This window comes from Winogradskyella pacifica (genome assembly GCF_013403915.1).
In the GTDB taxonomy this organism is placed as follows: domain Bacteria; phylum Bacteroidota; class Bacteroidia; order Flavobacteriales; family Flavobacteriaceae; genus Winogradskyella; species Winogradskyella pacifica.
Map to the genome: position 1 here is coordinate 1 of NZ_JABFDI010000001.1, position 15,448 is coordinate 15,448.

General features: G+C 32.8%; 17 protein-coding genes. 7 read left to right on the forward strand and 10 right to left on the reverse strand.

What is annotated here, in order from left to right; genetic code table 11:
- Positions 1-685: 685 nt before the first annotated feature.
- The 3 genes from HM984_RS00005 to xerA form a co-directional block, all read right to left on the reverse strand.
- The gene (locus tag HM984_RS00005; protein ID WP_179347612.1) at positions 686-1,534 is read right to left on the reverse strand and encodes a hypothetical protein; all 849 of its coding nucleotides are present in this window, start codon (positions 1,532-1,534) and stop codon (positions 686-688) included.
- A 151-nt stretch (positions 1,535-1,685) separates the two neighbouring features.
- Positions 1,686-2,159 (reverse strand): hypothetical protein, encoded by a 474-nt coding sequence (locus tag HM984_RS00010; protein WP_179347613.1) that lies wholly within the window; start codon positions 2,157-2,159, stop codon positions 1,686-1,688.
- 65 nt (positions 2,160-2,224) lie between these two features.
- Complete coding sequence (gene xerA, locus HM984_RS00015) at positions 2,225-3,352, reverse strand: site-specific tyrosine recombinase/integron integrase (RefSeq protein ID WP_179347614.1); 1,128 nt, start codon at positions 3,350-3,352, stop codon at positions 2,225-2,227.
- Positions 3,353-3,435: 83 nt separating this feature from the next.
- Between xerA and HM984_RS00020 the strand changes: the two genes are divergently transcribed.
- Positions 3,436-3,816 (forward strand): hypothetical protein, encoded by a 381-nt coding sequence (locus HM984_RS00020; protein WP_179347615.1) that lies wholly within the window; start codon positions 3,436-3,438, stop codon positions 3,814-3,816.
- 139 nt (positions 3,817-3,955) lie between these two features.
- On the opposite strand, the gene HM984_RS00025 is transcribed toward HM984_RS00020, so the two are convergent.
- The 5 genes from HM984_RS00025 to HM984_RS00045 all read right to left on the reverse strand — a co-directional run bounded on the left by HM984_RS00025 (position 3,956) and on the right by HM984_RS00045 (position 8,117).
- Positions 3,956-4,702 carry a YebC/PmpR family DNA-binding transcriptional regulator gene (locus HM984_RS00025; RefSeq protein WP_179347616.1) on the reverse strand — a complete coding sequence of 249 codons (747 nt, stop codon included), beginning with the start codon at positions 4,700-4,702 and terminating at the stop codon, positions 3,956-3,958.
- A 360-nt stretch (positions 4,703-5,062) separates the two neighbouring features.
- On the reverse strand, positions 5,063-5,350 hold the full coding sequence (locus HM984_RS00030; protein WP_218844993.1) for a 4a-hydroxytetrahydrobiopterin dehydratase: 288 nt from the start codon (positions 5,348-5,350) through the stop codon (positions 5,063-5,065).
- A gap of 174 nt (positions 5,351-5,524) precedes the next feature.
- Positions 5,525-6,364 (reverse strand): sugar nucleotide-binding protein, encoded by an 840-nt coding sequence (locus HM984_RS00035; RefSeq protein WP_179347617.1) that lies wholly within the window; start codon positions 6,362-6,364, stop codon positions 5,525-5,527.
- A gap of 24 nt (positions 6,365-6,388) precedes the next feature.
- Complete coding sequence (gene gcvT, locus HM984_RS00040; protein WP_179347618.1) at positions 6,389-7,471, reverse strand: glycine cleavage system aminomethyltransferase GcvT; 1,083 nt, start codon at positions 7,469-7,471, stop codon at positions 6,389-6,391.
- 136 nt (positions 7,472-7,607) lie between these two features.
- On the reverse strand, positions 7,608-8,117 hold the full coding sequence (locus tag HM984_RS00045; RefSeq protein ID WP_179347619.1) for a DUF421 domain-containing protein: 510 nt from the start codon (positions 8,115-8,117) through the stop codon (positions 7,608-7,610).
- Between the two features lie 187 nt (positions 8,118-8,304).
- Between HM984_RS00045 and HM984_RS00050 the strand changes: the two genes are divergently transcribed.
- The 4 genes from HM984_RS00050 to HM984_RS00065 all read left to right on the forward strand — a co-directional run bounded on the left by HM984_RS00050 (position 8,305) and on the right by HM984_RS00065 (position 10,820).
- Positions 8,305-8,622, forward strand: coding sequence for a four-helix bundle copper-binding protein (locus HM984_RS00050; RefSeq protein ID WP_179347620.1), 318 nt, complete (start codon positions 8,305-8,307; stop codon positions 8,620-8,622).
- A 28-nt stretch (positions 8,623-8,650) separates the two neighbouring features.
- Entirely contained in the window at positions 8,651-10,177 is a 1,527-nt protein-coding gene (locus tag HM984_RS00055) for a GH3 family acyl-acid amido synthetase (protein WP_179347621.1), read from the forward strand.
- 92 nt (positions 10,178-10,269) lie between these two features.
- Positions 10,270-10,503: a hypothetical protein gene (locus tag HM984_RS00060; protein ID WP_115808954.1), complete on the forward strand. Its 234-nt coding sequence runs from the start codon at positions 10,270-10,272 to the stop codon at positions 10,501-10,503.
- The gene (locus tag HM984_RS00065; protein WP_179347622.1) at positions 10,503-10,820 is read left to right on the forward strand and encodes a type II toxin-antitoxin system RelE/ParE family toxin; all 318 of its coding nucleotides are present in this window, start codon (positions 10,503-10,505) and stop codon (positions 10,818-10,820) included. Before HM984_RS00060 ends, HM984_RS00065 begins: the two co-directional genes overlap by 1 nt.
- Positions 10,821-10,839: 19 nt before the next feature.
- Here HM984_RS00065 and HM984_RS00070 read toward each other — a convergent pair whose 3' ends face one another.
- Positions 10,840-11,439 carry a hypothetical protein gene (locus HM984_RS00070; RefSeq protein ID WP_371312038.1) on the reverse strand — a complete coding sequence of 200 codons (600 nt, stop codon included), beginning with the start codon at positions 11,437-11,439 and terminating at the stop codon, positions 10,840-10,842.
- Positions 11,440-11,635: 196 nt separating this feature from the next.
- Between HM984_RS00070 and HM984_RS00075 the strand changes: the two genes are divergently transcribed.
- Positions 11,636-12,898 (forward strand): putative DNA modification/repair radical SAM protein, encoded by a 1,263-nt coding sequence (locus tag HM984_RS00075; protein WP_179347623.1) that lies wholly within the window; start codon positions 11,636-11,638, stop codon positions 12,896-12,898.
- Positions 12,899-13,672 (forward strand): TIGR03915 family putative DNA repair protein, encoded by a 774-nt coding sequence (locus tag HM984_RS00080; RefSeq protein WP_179347624.1) that lies wholly within the window; start codon positions 12,899-12,901, stop codon positions 13,670-13,672.
- Here HM984_RS00080 and HM984_RS00085 read toward each other — a convergent pair.
- The gene (locus HM984_RS00085) at positions 13,665-15,386 is read right to left on the reverse strand and encodes an FAD/NAD(P)-binding protein (RefSeq protein ID WP_179347625.1); all 1,722 of its coding nucleotides are present in this window, start codon (positions 15,384-15,386) and stop codon (positions 13,665-13,667) included. The two genes, HM984_RS00080 and HM984_RS00085, sit on opposite strands and share 8 nt — an antisense overlap.
- Positions 15,387-15,448 lie beyond the last annotated feature (62 nt).

Below are 15,448 nucleotides of genomic sequence, written 5' to 3' on the forward strand. Positions count from 1 at the left end.
ATAAAGCAAACAACTCCTTAAAGTTCTCCATACAACCCAGAAAAAAGTGTCCGATCCGTATCGGTAATTGCAGACAACGTTGATGTGTATGGTTAGTTGCGTGGTTGAGCAACTAAGTTAACAAAAACCCACGAACCTGAGAATATTCCGCAGGAATATTCCAGATGATCAGAAACGAAGCAATTAATTATACACGGTGTTAGCAGCAGTTTTTTATTTTAAGTTTCAGAATTACACGTTCTGCTAGTCAGTCCGACGTAGTAGAGTAGATGAGTGACTTAGATCTCAACAGAACAGAATTTGGCGGATAAGAAACAAGTCCAAAGTCAAATGTGGTTTTTATAAGTCCAGTTTTTCATTTTAACGTTCAGAATTGCACGTTCTGCTTGTCAGTCCGACGTTGTTATGCTGATTAGCGATTACGATCTCACAGGCTTTAATTTGGCGGAAGAGAAACAAGTCCGACGTCAACTGAGTTTTAATAAGTTGAGTTTTTTTAATTTATCTGACTTAAAAGTCTAAAAAAAAATCTCCGAAAAATAAACTAGGCGAAAATGTACGAATTGCATTGCTGCTAACGGTTTTGTGTATGGTTAGTTGCGTGGTTTAGCAACTAAGTTAGCAAACATTTATGAACCCGTGAAAATTCCGCAGGAATTTTCGCAAGTAAGCAAGAACCTAGCAATTAATTATACACGGTGTTGTGCTTAGTACTTTTCGTTTTATATTCATAAATATATTTCCAACGTTTTTCTCCTAAATGATTAAAATGAATTTTTTCTTTGATAAGTCCATTTTCATAATAAATATATTCGGTCGAATTGTTGTTCACACTGTATGAAGTGTGTTTGTCTATTTTATGTTCATTGCTTTTTATCGTATGCTTTTTAATTCTATTGGGTTTGCTATATTCAAAATCTTCTATCTCGTATTTGTCTCCTAATTTTCGCTCAATTCGAGACAAGTTGTTGTCAGAGTTATATTCGTATTTTCCAATCCAAATAGTATCAGAATTGTGAGTTTCAAATTCCTTGATAATTTGATTGTCAAGATATTTATATTCTTTCCAAGTCTCAAAATATTTTCCCTTTACGTTCTTTCCGCTTTGAATTAGTTCCTTTTTAAGTAAGTTGTTTGAATTATAAAATTTTGTCTGTTCAAATGTGATTGTGTCTCTATCAACTATTGAGTCCGAAGTATAAAAATTCCCAATTAAGTTCTTGTTTTTGTCATAAAAATAAAGTTTTCGAGAACCAACATCACAATTATACATTCTACAACCGTATTCTTCTATTAATTTATTATTACTATCATAAATTAATTTATACCGATATTCAAATCCAATTGTTTCAATTAATAAACTGTCAATTGAGAAATATCTAATTCCGTTTAAATTTTTATCCGAAACTTTATCAGAATATTTAAGCTGTTTATATGCAAAATCAATTTGATTACTTACATCAGGAAATTCATTTCTTGTTTGACAACTTGAAATGATGATAAAAAGCAAGAAGATGGATTTCAGACTGTTCATTTTCGGTATTAAGCACAACGTGTTTGTGTATGGTTAGTTGCGTGGTTTAGCAACTAAGTTAGCAAACTTTTACGAACCCGTGAAAATTCCGAAGGAATTTTCCAAATAAGCACTTGCCAAAGCAATTAATTATACACGGTGTTGTAACACGTTATTTTTCCATTATATATTTTTCGAAAGTTTCAAATTCAACACTATCAATTTCTTTTTTTGAAGGATAACTGTGTCCATATAATCCTGCAAAGAGTGGAATCGGCTTTTCGGCTTTTTTTCCGTTTTCGGTAGTTTTTATACCGATTGGTAATAAAACTTCTCTTTCTACAGCAATGCTAAAATCCGACCAGCCAAAATTAAATTCAGATTTACACTTTTTACAAGTCCATTTTTCGTTTGAGTTTTCAGTACCTTTTTCCAGAGTTTCAACCTCAAAGTTCTTTTTGACTTTTGAGATTAATAATGTTGTTTCCCAAGCTTTAAAAGATTTTCCGAAGTCGACACAATTTATTCCAACTATTTGGATAAATCTCGGATGTTGGCAAGCACAAGAATCTCCTTGATAATATTTCTCAGTTACTTTTTCAAGCAATTCAGATGTTCTATTATACCTAATTTGGAAATCTTCCACTGGTTTTGTTTTAATGTGTTACAACAACTGGATATAGACTATTGATTATATCCACGTTATGTCTGCTAAGATAATAAATCTTTTATTTCCATAAACGATCTATTTGCAACATGAGTATAAATTTCAGTTGTCTTAGTAGAGTTATGCCCTAATAAAATCTGAATATGCCTAATATCAGTTCCGTTTTCTAAGAGATGAGTAGCAAAACTATGCCTAAGCATATGAGGCGAAACTTTTTTCAATATACCCGCTTTCTTTGCAGCTTTAGAAATAATACTTAGAACACTAGTCGCACTATATTTACCCCCTTTAATCCCTTCAAAAAGATAAGTTTTAGGTCTATATTCTTTATAATATTGTTGTAAATCTTTTAAAATAACTGGACTCAACAAAGAAATACGATCTTTGTTTCCTTTTGCATTATTTATTTTTATTACCATTCGCTTACTATCAATATCAGTTACATTCAAATTTAATAACTCACTTCTTCTAAGTCCAGCAGAATAGAGTAAACCTACAATACATTTATGTTTTAAATTATTTGTGCTTGCTATTATCTTTATAATTTCTTCCTTGGATAAAACCTCAGGTAGCTTTTTTTCTTTTCGTGGTCTTTCAATAGAATAAAACCTATTTGGCATTTCATGTACAACTTCATAAAAGAATTTTATGCTGTTAATAGTTAAATTTATATACGAATTAGATCTGTCTTCCTGAATCAATTTTTGTAAATATTCCCTAACATCATTCTCATTTAATGTGATTGGATCATATTCATAATAATGGTTTATAAATGCTTCAAAAGATGAAACATAATTACGTACTGTATTATCAGAATATCTTTTAAGTTCTAGTTTTAATAAATAATTTTCAGGACATTGTCTAACACCAGGTTTAGGAATTCGATTTCTGTAACGTTGTAAATTTAGCTCTGGATTATTTTCATTTACTACCTTATCTGAAAAAAAATAGTTTCCATTAACCCAAGCAATGCCATAAAAAGCTTTGAAAATTAAGTCTAAATTAGTTTTAGTATTAGGTAAATAATGCAAAAGTAAATTATCACTCCAAAGTACATTAGGAAGTGTTTTGACAAGAGATTCTATAATTTTACTTGAATTATATTGAAGTCCAATATATTTACGCCCATCTATAAATAAGTGCTTTAATGTGATACTTTTTTGTAGTGTCATGCCGTTTTTTAATAGCAAAATACTGACATTTAATTAATTAGTTGTATTTTATTCGGGTAATATTCGTATAAAATACGATTAATATGAAATTGATTAGAAAGTGTTTATACTGTGAAAGTGAACTAATTGGAAGAACTGATAAGAAATTTTGTGACCCACAGTGCAAAAGTGCTTATCAATATAAAAAATCAAAAGAAGAACCTGAACGATTCTATAATAAAGTAGACAATCAACTAAAATTAAATCGAAAAATATTAAAAAAATATAATAAAGGAGGAAAAGTTACAGTAAGAGTAAACTTACTTTTAGAAGAAGGATTTAATTCTAATTTTTTTACTCATTATTGGAAAAATAAAAAAGGAGATATATATCTATTTGCTTATGAATATGGTTTTCTGAAAATAAAAGAAAAAAATATAGATAAATTTGTCCTAATAACTTGGCAAGAATTTATGGCTTCCTGAGAAAATAAAACAATATTAAACACACAAAGCTCTCAAAATAATAGAAATTTGTGTGTTTGATCATTATTTGAATAACTCAAAAAATGCTACTAATTATAGCAAAATAGTTATTACCTACAGAGATAAAATACACTTCAAATTACTCAGCACTTTCTTCCATAGTATGATACACATTCTGAACGTCATCATCTTCTTCCAACTTTTCTAAAAGCTTTTCAACATCTTCCGCTTGTTCTGCTGTTATCTTTTTTGTGACTTGTGGAATACGTTCAAAACCAGAGGAAATAATTTCAATATTGTTTTCCTCTAAGTAAGCCTGAATTTTACCAAAACTCTCAAATGGCGCATAGACCATAACACTAGTATGTTCAACACCGTTTTCATCTTCATCCGTGTCTTCAAAAATTTCGTCAACCCCAGAATCAATCAACTCTAATTCTAACTCTTCTAAGTCTAAATCATCTCCTTTAATTTTAAAATTACAGGTATGATCAAACATAAAAACGACAGATCCAGAAGTCCCTAAACTCCCATCCGTTTTATTAAAATAAGAACGCACATTAGCCACCGTACGCGTGTTGTTATCTGTGGCAGTTTCTATAAGAACAGCAATACCGTGTTGCGCATAACCTTCAAAAAGGACTTCTTTAAAATCACCTAAACTCTTGTCTGAAGCTCGCTTTATGGCACGTTCTACATTGTCTTTAGGCATATTTACAGCCTTGGCATTTTGTATAACAGCTCTTAAACGCGAATTACTATCAGGATCTGAACCACCTTCTTTTACGGCCATTACAATATCTTTACCAATACGTGTAAAGGCTTTGCTCATGGCAGACCAACGTTTCATTTTCCTTGCTTTTCTAAACTCAAAAGCTCTTCCCATCTTAAATATATTTTTAGTTCCTGTAAAGCAGAAAACTGTTAACAATTATGTTTTAATGTCGAATTAATAAAATAACACTGTAATTATAAGTAGTGAAATTTTTATCATAGCAAATCTAAGAAATTATTGAAATTGTTCGAATAGGAATGAAGCTAAATGTAAAAAAATATAAGATTCATGATTAAAACGGTCTAAAACATGACATATGACGACTAATTAGAATAATGTCTATTAAAAACTTCATTTTATATAATAAAGTTAGATCAAAGGTATTTAACCACTGTAAAATTTTTAAATTCAACATTCAACATTCAACATTCAACATTCAACAATCAACATTCAACAATCAACCATCGACAACTATTCCTCAACCTCTACAATAGCCTCAATCGCTTCTGCTAATTTAAAATCTTTAAGCGTAACGCCATCTTCATCATGCGTGGATAAAGTGATTTTTAAAACATTATATGTATTAGACCAGTTAGGATGGTGATTTTGTGCTTCACACTCAAAAGCAATTCGGCTCATTGCACTAAAACAATCTTTAAAATTGTCGAACTCAAACTCTGCATGAATCGCATTGTCGTAATAATCCCAATCAGGTAAATGCAATAACTTCTTTTCTATGGTAGTTTCATCTAATTTCATAATATTGATTTTATAAGTTTAAATGTAATAAAATGATAAACCGTTTCAAGTAATTTTAATGAGATTATTTTAACTTTTCACACTTCACACTTCACACTTCACACTTCACACTTCACACTTCACCCTGAACACTGACTACTGACCACTCAATACTGACCACTGAACATTAACCACTCACTTCCCAAGCTCCTCTAAAATTTCCTGACTCGTAATCTGAAGATGTTTAGGCAATTTATTAAACTTCGGAAGCACGGCTAAATACCGATCTTCATTTGTAGTATAAACCTGCTTTAAGACTACTTTTTTGTCTGTTAGAATACCAATAATGTCTTTGGTGTATTCATCATGATGCACTAAATCTGTACTTCCTAAATGAAAAACGCCATATTTATTTCTGTTAATGATATAATGAATTTGTTGTGTTAGCTTTTTATCGAGCATCACATTCATAATTAAATTCGGGAATACTTCAACAGATTCATTTTCTAAAATCACTTGTCTTAATTCCTCAATTCTTGGAGAAGTCACCCCAAATATCATAGGAATCCTAATAACAGCAACTTGTTTTTCAGGAAGACGTAAGATTAAATTTTCAATTTTTATTTTAAAATGCCCATAAATGCTATGACTTAGTGTTTTATCTAATTCATAACTCGGGAATTTACTGTAAGCGTCAAATACATTTGCAGAGGATAGAAAAATAATTTTAGAACCAGAGCTTAGGGCGTATTCAGCAATGTGTTGGTGTGCAATGGTCTGCGCATTAAAATTACCACGGAGTGCAGAAATAATAATGGTAGGTTTAGTTGCCTCTAAAACCTCATAAACATCGTCTTCTTCCAAATTATAATGAAAGAATTGTTTATTTGCTTCAAACGCTTTTGTCGGTGTTCTATACGTTCCGAAGGTCTTAAAATAAGGTCCTAACTCCTTATAAATGGCATTACCAATGTAACCGCTAACTCCAAGTATTAAAATGCGATGCTTTTGAGGATCTAAATGTTTCTTCGTCATTAATCAATCTACACGCTTAGAAATTTAGCCTTTATAAAAAGGGGCTTTTACAACAGTAGCTGGAATGGCTTTTTTACGCACCTGAATAAATATTTTACTATCTACTTTAGAAAATACTGTCGGTACATAACCCATACCAATACCAATCCCTAAACTAGGACTCATAGTACCAGAAGTAACATTACCAATCGTTTTTCCGCTGCTATCTACAATATCATAACCATGACGCGGAATACCACGTTCATCTAATTTAAAGGCGACTAATTTATTTTCTGGAGTATGTTCTTTTTCGGCTTTTAAAGCTTCGCTATTAGTAAAGTCTTTGTTGAATTTGCAAACCCAACCTAAACCAGCTTCAATTGGCGAGGTGGTATCGTCAATATCATTACCATATAAACAGTAACCCATTTCTAAACGCAAGGTATCTCTTGCTGCTAAACCTATGGGCTTAATTCCGAAATCAGCTCCTGCTTCAAAAACGTTGTCCCAAACTTGTTTTACTTCGGTGTTTTTACAGTAAATCTCAAATCCACCACTACCAGTATAACCTGTAGCTGAAATGATCACATTTTCAACACCTGCAAAATCACCAACTACAAAATTGTAGAATTTTATGGCAGATAAATCATGACTCGTTATAGATTGCATCGCTTCAACAGCCTTTGGACCTTGAATCGCTAATAACGAATAATCTTCGCTTAAATCGCGCATCTCAGCACCAACATCATTTTTAGACGATATCCAGTTCCAATCCTTTTCAATATTACTCGCATTAACAACTAATAAATACGTTTCTTCTTTTAATTTGTAAATGATTAAATCATCTACAACACCACCGTCATCATTTGGTAAACAGCTGTATTGTGCTTTTCCTATTTCTAATTTAGAAGCATCGTTACTCGATACTTTTTGAATCAATTCTAAAGCATTTGGACCTTCAATTAAAAACTCACCCATATGAGAGACATCAAAAACTCCAACCGAAGTCCTAACTGTTTCGTGTTCTATGTTTACACCTTCGTATTGAACCGGCATGTTATAGCCAGCAAAAGGAACCATTTTAGCACCAAGTGCTTCGTGAGTAGAGGATAAAGCAGTATCTTTCATCGTGAATTGTTTTAATTTTTAGATGTGCAAAACTACATAATTTTTACGAAGAATTTCATAATTTGATACTAAGGAAATTGCCAATCTTTTAAAGAAATAAGTCTCAATATTTAAGGCTTAAATTATATCCTGAATTTTAAAAATCCATAATCCAATCGTCGATAGCTTTATCATCAGCACCGTGTAATACCGAAATATCACCTGTAGATTCAAAAACAACAGCCTTAACTTCTGATAGTTTAATTACATTCGCTTCACGTAATTTGGCCTTTACATCAGATTCAGTCACTTTACATTTCGTTAAATTATCTTTAAGTAGTTGACCGTTTTTCATCAATAAGGTCGGTTTGTTGTCGACTAAATTTCTTATGGGTTCCCAACGTCTTGCCGCTGCAACTATCATCTGTAAACTGTAGATAAGCACTAAACCAATAATACCATATTGAAGCGAAACAGATTTTGAAACAATAACCGTTGCCAATATGGAACCAATTGAAACCGTCATGGCAAAATCGAAACTAGACATCTTAGAAAAACTGCGTTTGCCACTAATCCGTGTTAAAATCACTAATGCGATGTAAATACCAATAGCGGTTAATATTATCGCAAAAAGTCCGTTTGAAGAAAATTTAAACCAGTCATTCATATCCTTAATGTTTTAAAATTATATAATCTTCAAGATGCTATGAATTATAACGATATTTTAACTCAAACAATTATTAGATTACTCTAATTGCATTTTTACCAAATGGGTTAATTCTTTTCCGAATCGCAGTAGTCACTTTGCAGCCAATATTGGATATTAGTAGAAATTAATTCTAAATACAATAATTATGAAAGCGACTTATAGAAATGCGATTGAAGCCTGTCAGAAATGTATAGTGGATTGTAGAATTTGCCTAACCGAAATGGCAGGAAAAGAAAGCATGAATGACTGTCCAAAATGTTGCATACAATGTGCAGATGCTTGTGATGCTTTACTTAAAATGATGACCTCAGATAGTGCATACGTTAAGCAATATGCTTTATTATGTGCCGAAATTTGCGAGTACTGTGCAGATCATTGTGAAGAACACAAACACGAACACTGTAAAGAATGTGCTAAATCGTGTAGAGCATGTGCTGAAGCTTGTAGAAAAATAGCAGCATAATCATAGGATCAAAAATTGAAATTACAAAATGGCCATACTAGGAAACATTATAAAAGGAGTGATTGAATTGAAGGATACGTTTACGTCTGAAGTTATTCATGAAGAAGCTCAAGAACAAGTGCTTAAGGAATTACTTGAATCAGCCAAGAGTACCCAGTTCGGAAAGTTTTATGATTTTGAAACCATACTTGAAGCAGCAAATTTGCATCATAGCTTCTCTAAGCATGTGCCGTATTTTGATTACAATAAAATAAACGAAAAATGGTGGCACAAGTATCACGAAGGAGAAAGTAACGTCACATGGCCAGGGAAGCCATCTTATTTTGCATTGAGTTCTGGTACCACAGGCAAAACAAGTAAACGCATTCCGGTAACAGATGCCATGATTGATGCCATTAGAAATGCAGGAATCAAACAAGTGTTTGCCTTAAAGAATTTTGATTTACCTGCGGATTTTTTCGAAAAGGAAATCATGATGCTCGGTAGTTCTACTGATTTAGAGGAAAACAACAATCATCTCGAAGGTGAAATTAGTGGTATTAGTGCGAGTAATATTCCGTCTTGGTTTAGAGGTTATTACAAACCAGGTGAAGAAATATCGCAAATTGAAGATTGGGACGAACGTGTGCAGCGTATTGCAGAACGTGCTAAAGATTGGGATATTGGAGCCTTAAGTGGTATTCCATCGTGGATAGAGTTGATGCTTCAAAAAGTGATAGACTATCACAATCTCAATAACATTCATGAAATTTGGCCTAACCTACAAGTCTACACCTCGGGAGGAGTCGCTTTTGGTCCGTATGAGAAAAGTTTTAATGCTCTATTAGGAAAGCCAATCACAGTTATCGATACCTATTTAGCGTCTGAAGGTTACATCGCAACCCAAGTACGACCTGAAACCGATGCTATGCAACTCAATACCGATAATGGTATTTATTTTGAATTTGTCCCCTTTAAACCCGAATATATTAACGAAGATGGTTCGCTAAAAAATGAAGCTCCAGCCTTAACTTTAGATCAAGTGGAGTTGAATCAAGATTACGTATTAATTATAAGTACCGTTAGTGGGGCTTGGCGTTATTTAATTGGTGATACCATTGAATTCACTAATATTGAACGCGCCGAAATTAAAATTACAGGACGTACAAAATTCTTTTTAAATACCGTAGGTTCGCAATTATCAGTGAATAAAATGGATGCAGCCATGCGCGAATTAGAGGAGCAATTCGATACTACAATTCCTGAATACACCATTTGCGCTAAACGTGGCGACGATGATGAATTTTATCACTATTGGTATTTAGGTTCGGACGTAGAAGGTGTTGATAATTCTACTATCGCAAAGGCCTTAGACAAAAGCTTAAAAACAGCCAATAAGAATTATAAAGTGGCTAGAAGTAAAGCGCTAAAAGGTGTGAAAGTAAAAGTGATTTCACCAAATCGTTTTTATGACTGGAACGAAAGAAACAAAAAGAAAGGTGGCCAAGTAAAAATGGAACGCGTTATGGGCGAGGAAAAATTCAAAGATTGGGAAGCTTTTGTGATTGAATCTTAAGTGTTTAGCTAAGCACACGCTATTATTCATTTACGTAAGAAAATAAAATTTTAAATTGGTAATTTTGTATCTTTGATAAAAAGCTGATTAAAATGAATTTAGAAGCTCGAAAAATAGAATTTGTACAGGAATTTTTAAAACTTCAAAGTGAAGAGGCTGTTTCACGTCTTGAAAAAATTTTAAGAAAAGAAAAACAGTCAGATAAAGAGCGAAACATTGAGCCGATGACTCAAGATGAATTGGATAACAGAATTGATAAGTCTGAATCTGATTTCATAAACAATCGATTTAAAACTAGTCCTGAGCTTTTAGCTAAATATGAGTAATGGCTTTTAAAATTATTTGGTCTGAATTTGCTGAAATTCAGCTTGATGAAATTTATAAGTTTTATGAAAATAAAGCAGGTTCTAATATTGCTAAAAAGCATCTAAAAGGTATAATCAACGAAACAAATAAGTTGATCCATGCACCACAAATAGGACAAGAAGAAGCGTTGCTAAAATATAGAAAAATTCTTTATCGCTATTTAATATTTAAAAACTACAAAGTGATTTATTCGTTGGATTTAGAAAACGGACTTATTAAAATAGCTGACGTTTTTGATACACGTCAAAATCCACCAAAAATTCAACGATCAAAATAAAACTTACATCCGATACTTTTTACTCCAAACCATCACGATGTTCTACCAATTCCATAATCTCTTCAGGCGATAAATAATACTTCTTAATCCGATCTTTATACGATTGGGTGATATCCGCATTATTCAGAATAAAATCTTTGGTTTTTAAAATGTAATCTTCCATACCATGTGCAACAGCAAATGAATCTGCGGCACGTTCGGCTTCAACAATATGATTCTGTGAAAACAAATACTTTAGTCCAAACCAAATGAGGTTGAGCTTGCTTCGATTTTGGTAATCCATAATATGTCCCAATTCATGACCAATCCAACCGATAAAAATAGCATCTGGAATATGACGTGTTAAAAATTCCTTATCTGCAATTTTAAATTTTTCACTAATAAGAATCACGTAATTTCGATTTTTCCTACTCTTAAAGAAACTGCCAAATGTAGGTCTAGCCTGCATAGTCGATTTCTTAATATTTTTCTTAAACCGAAATTCTATTTTGGTGTCCTTCAACTGCGGATAATACGCTAAAGCTTTAGTTACGTTCGTTTTTATATCGGCGGGTATCTTGTGCTGTGCACTCATAGTGTGGTTTAGGCTTAGAATAATGATGATTATGAAATGTTTCATATGCTAGAAAATTAAGGCTTAAAACTGAAGTCGTTTATATGATATCATCAAAATATTAACCCATTTGAATTACTAATAACTAACATCTTGAAATAAGCATTAATTTTTAGATTACTACAAATGGAAGCAGTCATAAGCTACTATATGTAGTATTTTTGCAGTTAAGATTTTAACTTAAGATTTAGGAGGAAATTATTTGTCTTTTCAACGTACCCAAGAAAAATTAAAAATACTAGCAGATGCTGCAAAGTATGACGTATCGTGTTCGTCTAGCGGAAGTAAACGCGCTAACACCAATAAAGGATTAGGAGATGCTACAGGCATGGGAATTTGTCATTCCTATACCGAAGATGGTCGCTGTGTATCTTTATTAAAAATTTTATTAACTAACCATTGTATTTTCGATTGTGCCTATTGTGTCACTAGAAAAAGTAATGATGTAAAACGTGCCGCTTTTAAAGTGCAAGAAGTGGTGGATTTAACCATTAATTTTTACCGCAGAAATTATATTGAAGGGCTTTTTCTAAGTTCTGGTATTTTTAAAAGTGCCGATTATACCATGGAACGTTTAGTAGCTGTAGCGAAGAAATTACGATTGGAAGAAAACTTTAACGGCTATATTCATCTAAAATCTATTCCTGGAGCGTCTGATGAATTGATGCGTGAAGCCGGACTCTACGCAGATCGGTTAAGTGTGAATATTGAAATTCCGACCGAAGCCGGACTAAAAAAATTAGCACCAGATAAAAAGCGTGAAGATTTTATTAAACCAATGCTGAAGGTGAAAAATGAAATCATTCAATATAATACCGAAAAGAAAATCATTAAAAGCACACCAAAGTTTGCTCCTGCTGGTCAGAGTACACAGATGATTATTGGAGCGAGTGGTGAGAATGATTTTCAGATTATGCAAACCTCAAATCACTTTTACAAAAGCTATAATTTAAAGCGTGTCTATTATTCAGGTTATGTGCCTATTAGTTATGATGATCGTTTACCACAAATTGGCAGTGCTGTGCCTATGCTTCGTGAAAATAGATTGTATCAAACCGATTGGTTAATGCGTTTTTATGGCTTTGATGTTAGTGAAATTTTAAACGAACAACATCAAAATCTAGATTTAGATGTAGATCCCAAATTGAGTTGGGCATTACGAAATCTTCATGAATTCCCTGTTGATGTGAACACAGCGGACCAGCGTATGTTAGCCAGAATTCCTGGTTTAGGGATGAAATCAGTGTTTAAAATTATAAATGCCAGACGCTTTAGAAAATTGAATTGGGAACATCTTAAAAAAATAGGAGTCGCGTTAAACAGAGCACAATACTTTATGGTGTGTGATAGCAATCAGTTTGAAAAACGGGATTTGACCTCAGAAAAGATCAAAGGCTTAATTCTTCAGAATTCAACGAGTAAGTATCAGAAAATGTTGAGTAATCAATTAAGCTTATTCGGATAGATGCAAGCCAAAAATCTCATATACGACGGCACTTTTGATGGTTTTCTTACCACTATTTTTTATGTATTTGAACATAAATTAAAAACGGTAACCATTCAAAATGAATTTACGGTACAGCAAGGTTTGTTTTCAGATAATGAATCAATTCTTACTGATGAAGTTAAGGCGAATCGTGTGTGGAAAGGCATCAAATCGAAGTTGTCATCTCACGGAAGTTACCAATTGTATTATGCTTTTTTAAGTGAAGACATAGGAGTAGAGGACTTACTTTTAGATTATATACAGTATGCGTTTTCGCAACAAAAGAAAGTAGATAAAGATTTTTCACATCCTTCCATTTTAAAAATTGCACAAATAGCAAAATCTGTAGGACGAGAAAAGCATCGTATGGAAGCTTTTGTGCGCTTTCGGTTGACTAAAGATGACATTTATTTCTCAAATATAGAACCCGATTTTAATGTGCTGCCTTTAATTGAAAAGCATTTTAAAAGACGTTATGCCGATCAAAAATGGGTGATTTATGATATAAAACGTGGTTATGGATTATTCTACGATTTGGAAACAGTAGAACTTATAAATATGGATTTTCCTGAGAATTTCAATTTTACTAAAACCGACGATGCATTTTTTGCCACTCAAGAATTTGAGTTTCAAAAGCTATGGCAAGATTACTTTAAAGCCACAAATATAGCATCTCGAAAAAACATGAAACTTCATATTAGACATGTCCCAAAACGGTATTGGAAGTATTTAAGTGAAAAGCAACCTAATTAGCGTTTAGTCGCTTCACGTAAGCTTTTGCCCAATGCTCAATACGTGGTCCAAAACATTCTAAAATAGCATCCACACCAATCACGCTGCCTTTAGCTAAACGACCTAAAACAGCAATAGGAACATCATCTTTATCTTTTGGAGTTATAACATATCCATCAGCAGTTGTTTCGATGCCTAATTTTGAATGGATTGGTTGTATCAAATCATTTTGAAGTAAATCTTTAATTAAAGGAGTGTTGACTTCAAGTAATTTTGGGGAGTCCAAAACACTATTAATCATTACAGAACAGGTGATGGATTTTTTATTAGAATTTTTTAAAGCCCAACCTTCCGCTGTTAAGTCTATATCAGGATCAGTGACAAAGTCTAGTGTCAATATATCAGCATCAACCAATGCTAAAATTTGTTGCATACTTTCTATTGGTGGTCCGTAAGAATAACGTTTACTGCGTTCGTCTAAGGCAATCACTTTTTCGATAACGTCATTATTTACTTTAGCATGCGAAAAAGCTTTGTATAAAGTTGGCTGACAATGACGCCAAACTTGCCCGATGCAATAATCGAGAGAAACAGGAATGGTACCTAAAGCCATTTCAATATAATTCTGAATCAGTTGATACGTTGAACTATTAGAATCTTGAATTAATGGATGGTTATAATGGTTATCATTTAACCAATTTAAGATTATGGCCTCTAATTCGGATGAACTTAAGGCATGTGCTAGGCTTTTATCTTTTAAGTCTAAATAGATACGCGATGTTATTTTAGCAAAAGGATGCGTTAAAAAATCTATGGTATCTGTTTCAGTGGTTTGGTGTGAAACGGCTTCTATTTCAGATTTAAAACTATCTAATTCTTCTTTCGTAGGCTGGTACCACGAATCAATTCTTTCGTTTAAAGGTTTCGGAACTAATGGTAAGCCGTCTAATGAAAACGGAATTAACTTTAGCTCTTGTGCTGTTGTTTTATAGTAAATGGTTTCAAAAGTGTCATTATTTATCACTTTAAAATTCCCAAAATCATTAATGGTAAGATAACGCATTACGTCAATCATAGCCAAGCCAAAACCTCTAATGCCAATATTAATATTTGTGTTGTTTTTTAGAGGTTTTAATTGTGTAATCGGGTAAGTATTTTCAAAAAGCGTTAAAGAATTATGCGAAACCACATGCGATTGCCATTTTTGTAATTGGTCAGAAAGTGTTGTAGGTTGGTGACCGATGGTTAGCAGTAAATCATCATAGTGTCTAGCATTGTCTTTAGTTGAAATTTCGAGTTTTTTATTTTTTAAATTGATGTTTCTAACTTCCGCTTTAATAAATTTAAAAGTATCTAATTCCTCTAGGATATTTTCAATGGATTTATAACGGGCATTAAGATAATTTCCGAGTTTATTTCGCGCCGGAAACGTATCAGGTTCATTACTATTTTGAGAGAATTGACACCACTCATGATAAGACGGGAATTCATCAATGATAACATTACTGTAGTCTATTTGAGGTCGCTTTTCTATTCCTATTAATGCACGTTCTGTTATATTAATCCAATTGGAATCGGGTTGCGATTTATCCCAAACATTTCCGGTGCCAGGACTGCTAGTCGCATCAAAAACATGAATGCCAATTTGTGCATCCGCTTTACTCAATTCAATGAGAAGGTTTTCTAAAGCGTATAAGCCGCGTGGTCCCATGCCTATGATTGCGAGTTGTTTCATATCAAATTAAACGAATAAAAAAACCACCTCGTTAAAGGTGGTTTTAGATATATAATTTTAAA

Coding starts and splice junctions, on each gene's coding strand:
- HM984_RS00005 (WP_179347612.1), bottom strand. CDS start 1,534: ATGAACAGTCTGAAATCCATCTTCTTGCTTTTTATCATCATTTCAAGT.
- xerA (WP_179347614.1), bottom strand. CDS start 3,352: ATGACACTACAAAAAAGTATCACATTAAAGCACTTATTTATAGATGGG.
- HM984_RS00020 (WP_179347615.1), top strand. CDS start 3,436: ATGAAATTGATTAGAAAGTGTTTATACTGTGAAAGTGAACTAATTGGA.
- HM984_RS00025 (WP_179347616.1), bottom strand. CDS start 4,702: ATGGGAAGAGCTTTTGAGTTTAGAAAAGCAAGGAAAATGAAACGTTGG.
- HM984_RS00030 (WP_218844993.1), bottom strand. CDS start 5,350: ATGAAATTAGATGAAACTACCATAGAAAAGAAGTTATTGCATTTACCT.
- HM984_RS00035 (WP_179347617.1), bottom strand. CDS start 6,364: ATGACGAAGAAACATTTAGATCCTCAAAAGCATCGCATTTTAATACTT.
- gcvT (WP_179347618.1), bottom strand. CDS start 7,471: ATGAAAGATACTGCTTTATCCTCTACTCACGAAGCACTTGGTGCTAAA.
- HM984_RS00045 (WP_179347619.1), bottom strand. CDS start 8,117: ATGAATGACTGGTTTAAATTTTCTTCAAACGGACTTTTTGCGATAATA.
- HM984_RS00050 (WP_179347620.1), top strand. CDS start 8,305: ATGAAAGCGACTTATAGAAATGCGATTGAAGCCTGTCAGAAATGTATA.
- HM984_RS00055 (WP_179347621.1), top strand. CDS start 8,651: ATGGCCATACTAGGAAACATTATAAAAGGAGTGATTGAATTGAAGGAT.
- HM984_RS00060 (WP_115808954.1), top strand. CDS start 10,270: ATGAATTTAGAAGCTCGAAAAATAGAATTTGTACAGGAATTTTTAAAA.
- HM984_RS00065 (WP_179347622.1), top strand. CDS start 10,503: ATGGCTTTTAAAATTATTTGGTCTGAATTTGCTGAAATTCAGCTTGAT.
- HM984_RS00070 (WP_371312038.1), bottom strand. CDS start 11,439: ATGAAACATTTCATAATCATCATTATTCTAAGCCTAAACCACACTATG.
- HM984_RS00080 (WP_179347624.1), top strand. CDS start 12,899: ATGCAAGCCAAAAATCTCATATACGACGGCACTTTTGATGGTTTTCTT.
- HM984_RS00085 (WP_179347625.1), bottom strand. CDS start 15,386: ATGAAACAACTCGCAATCATAGGCATGGGACCACGCGGCTTATACGCT.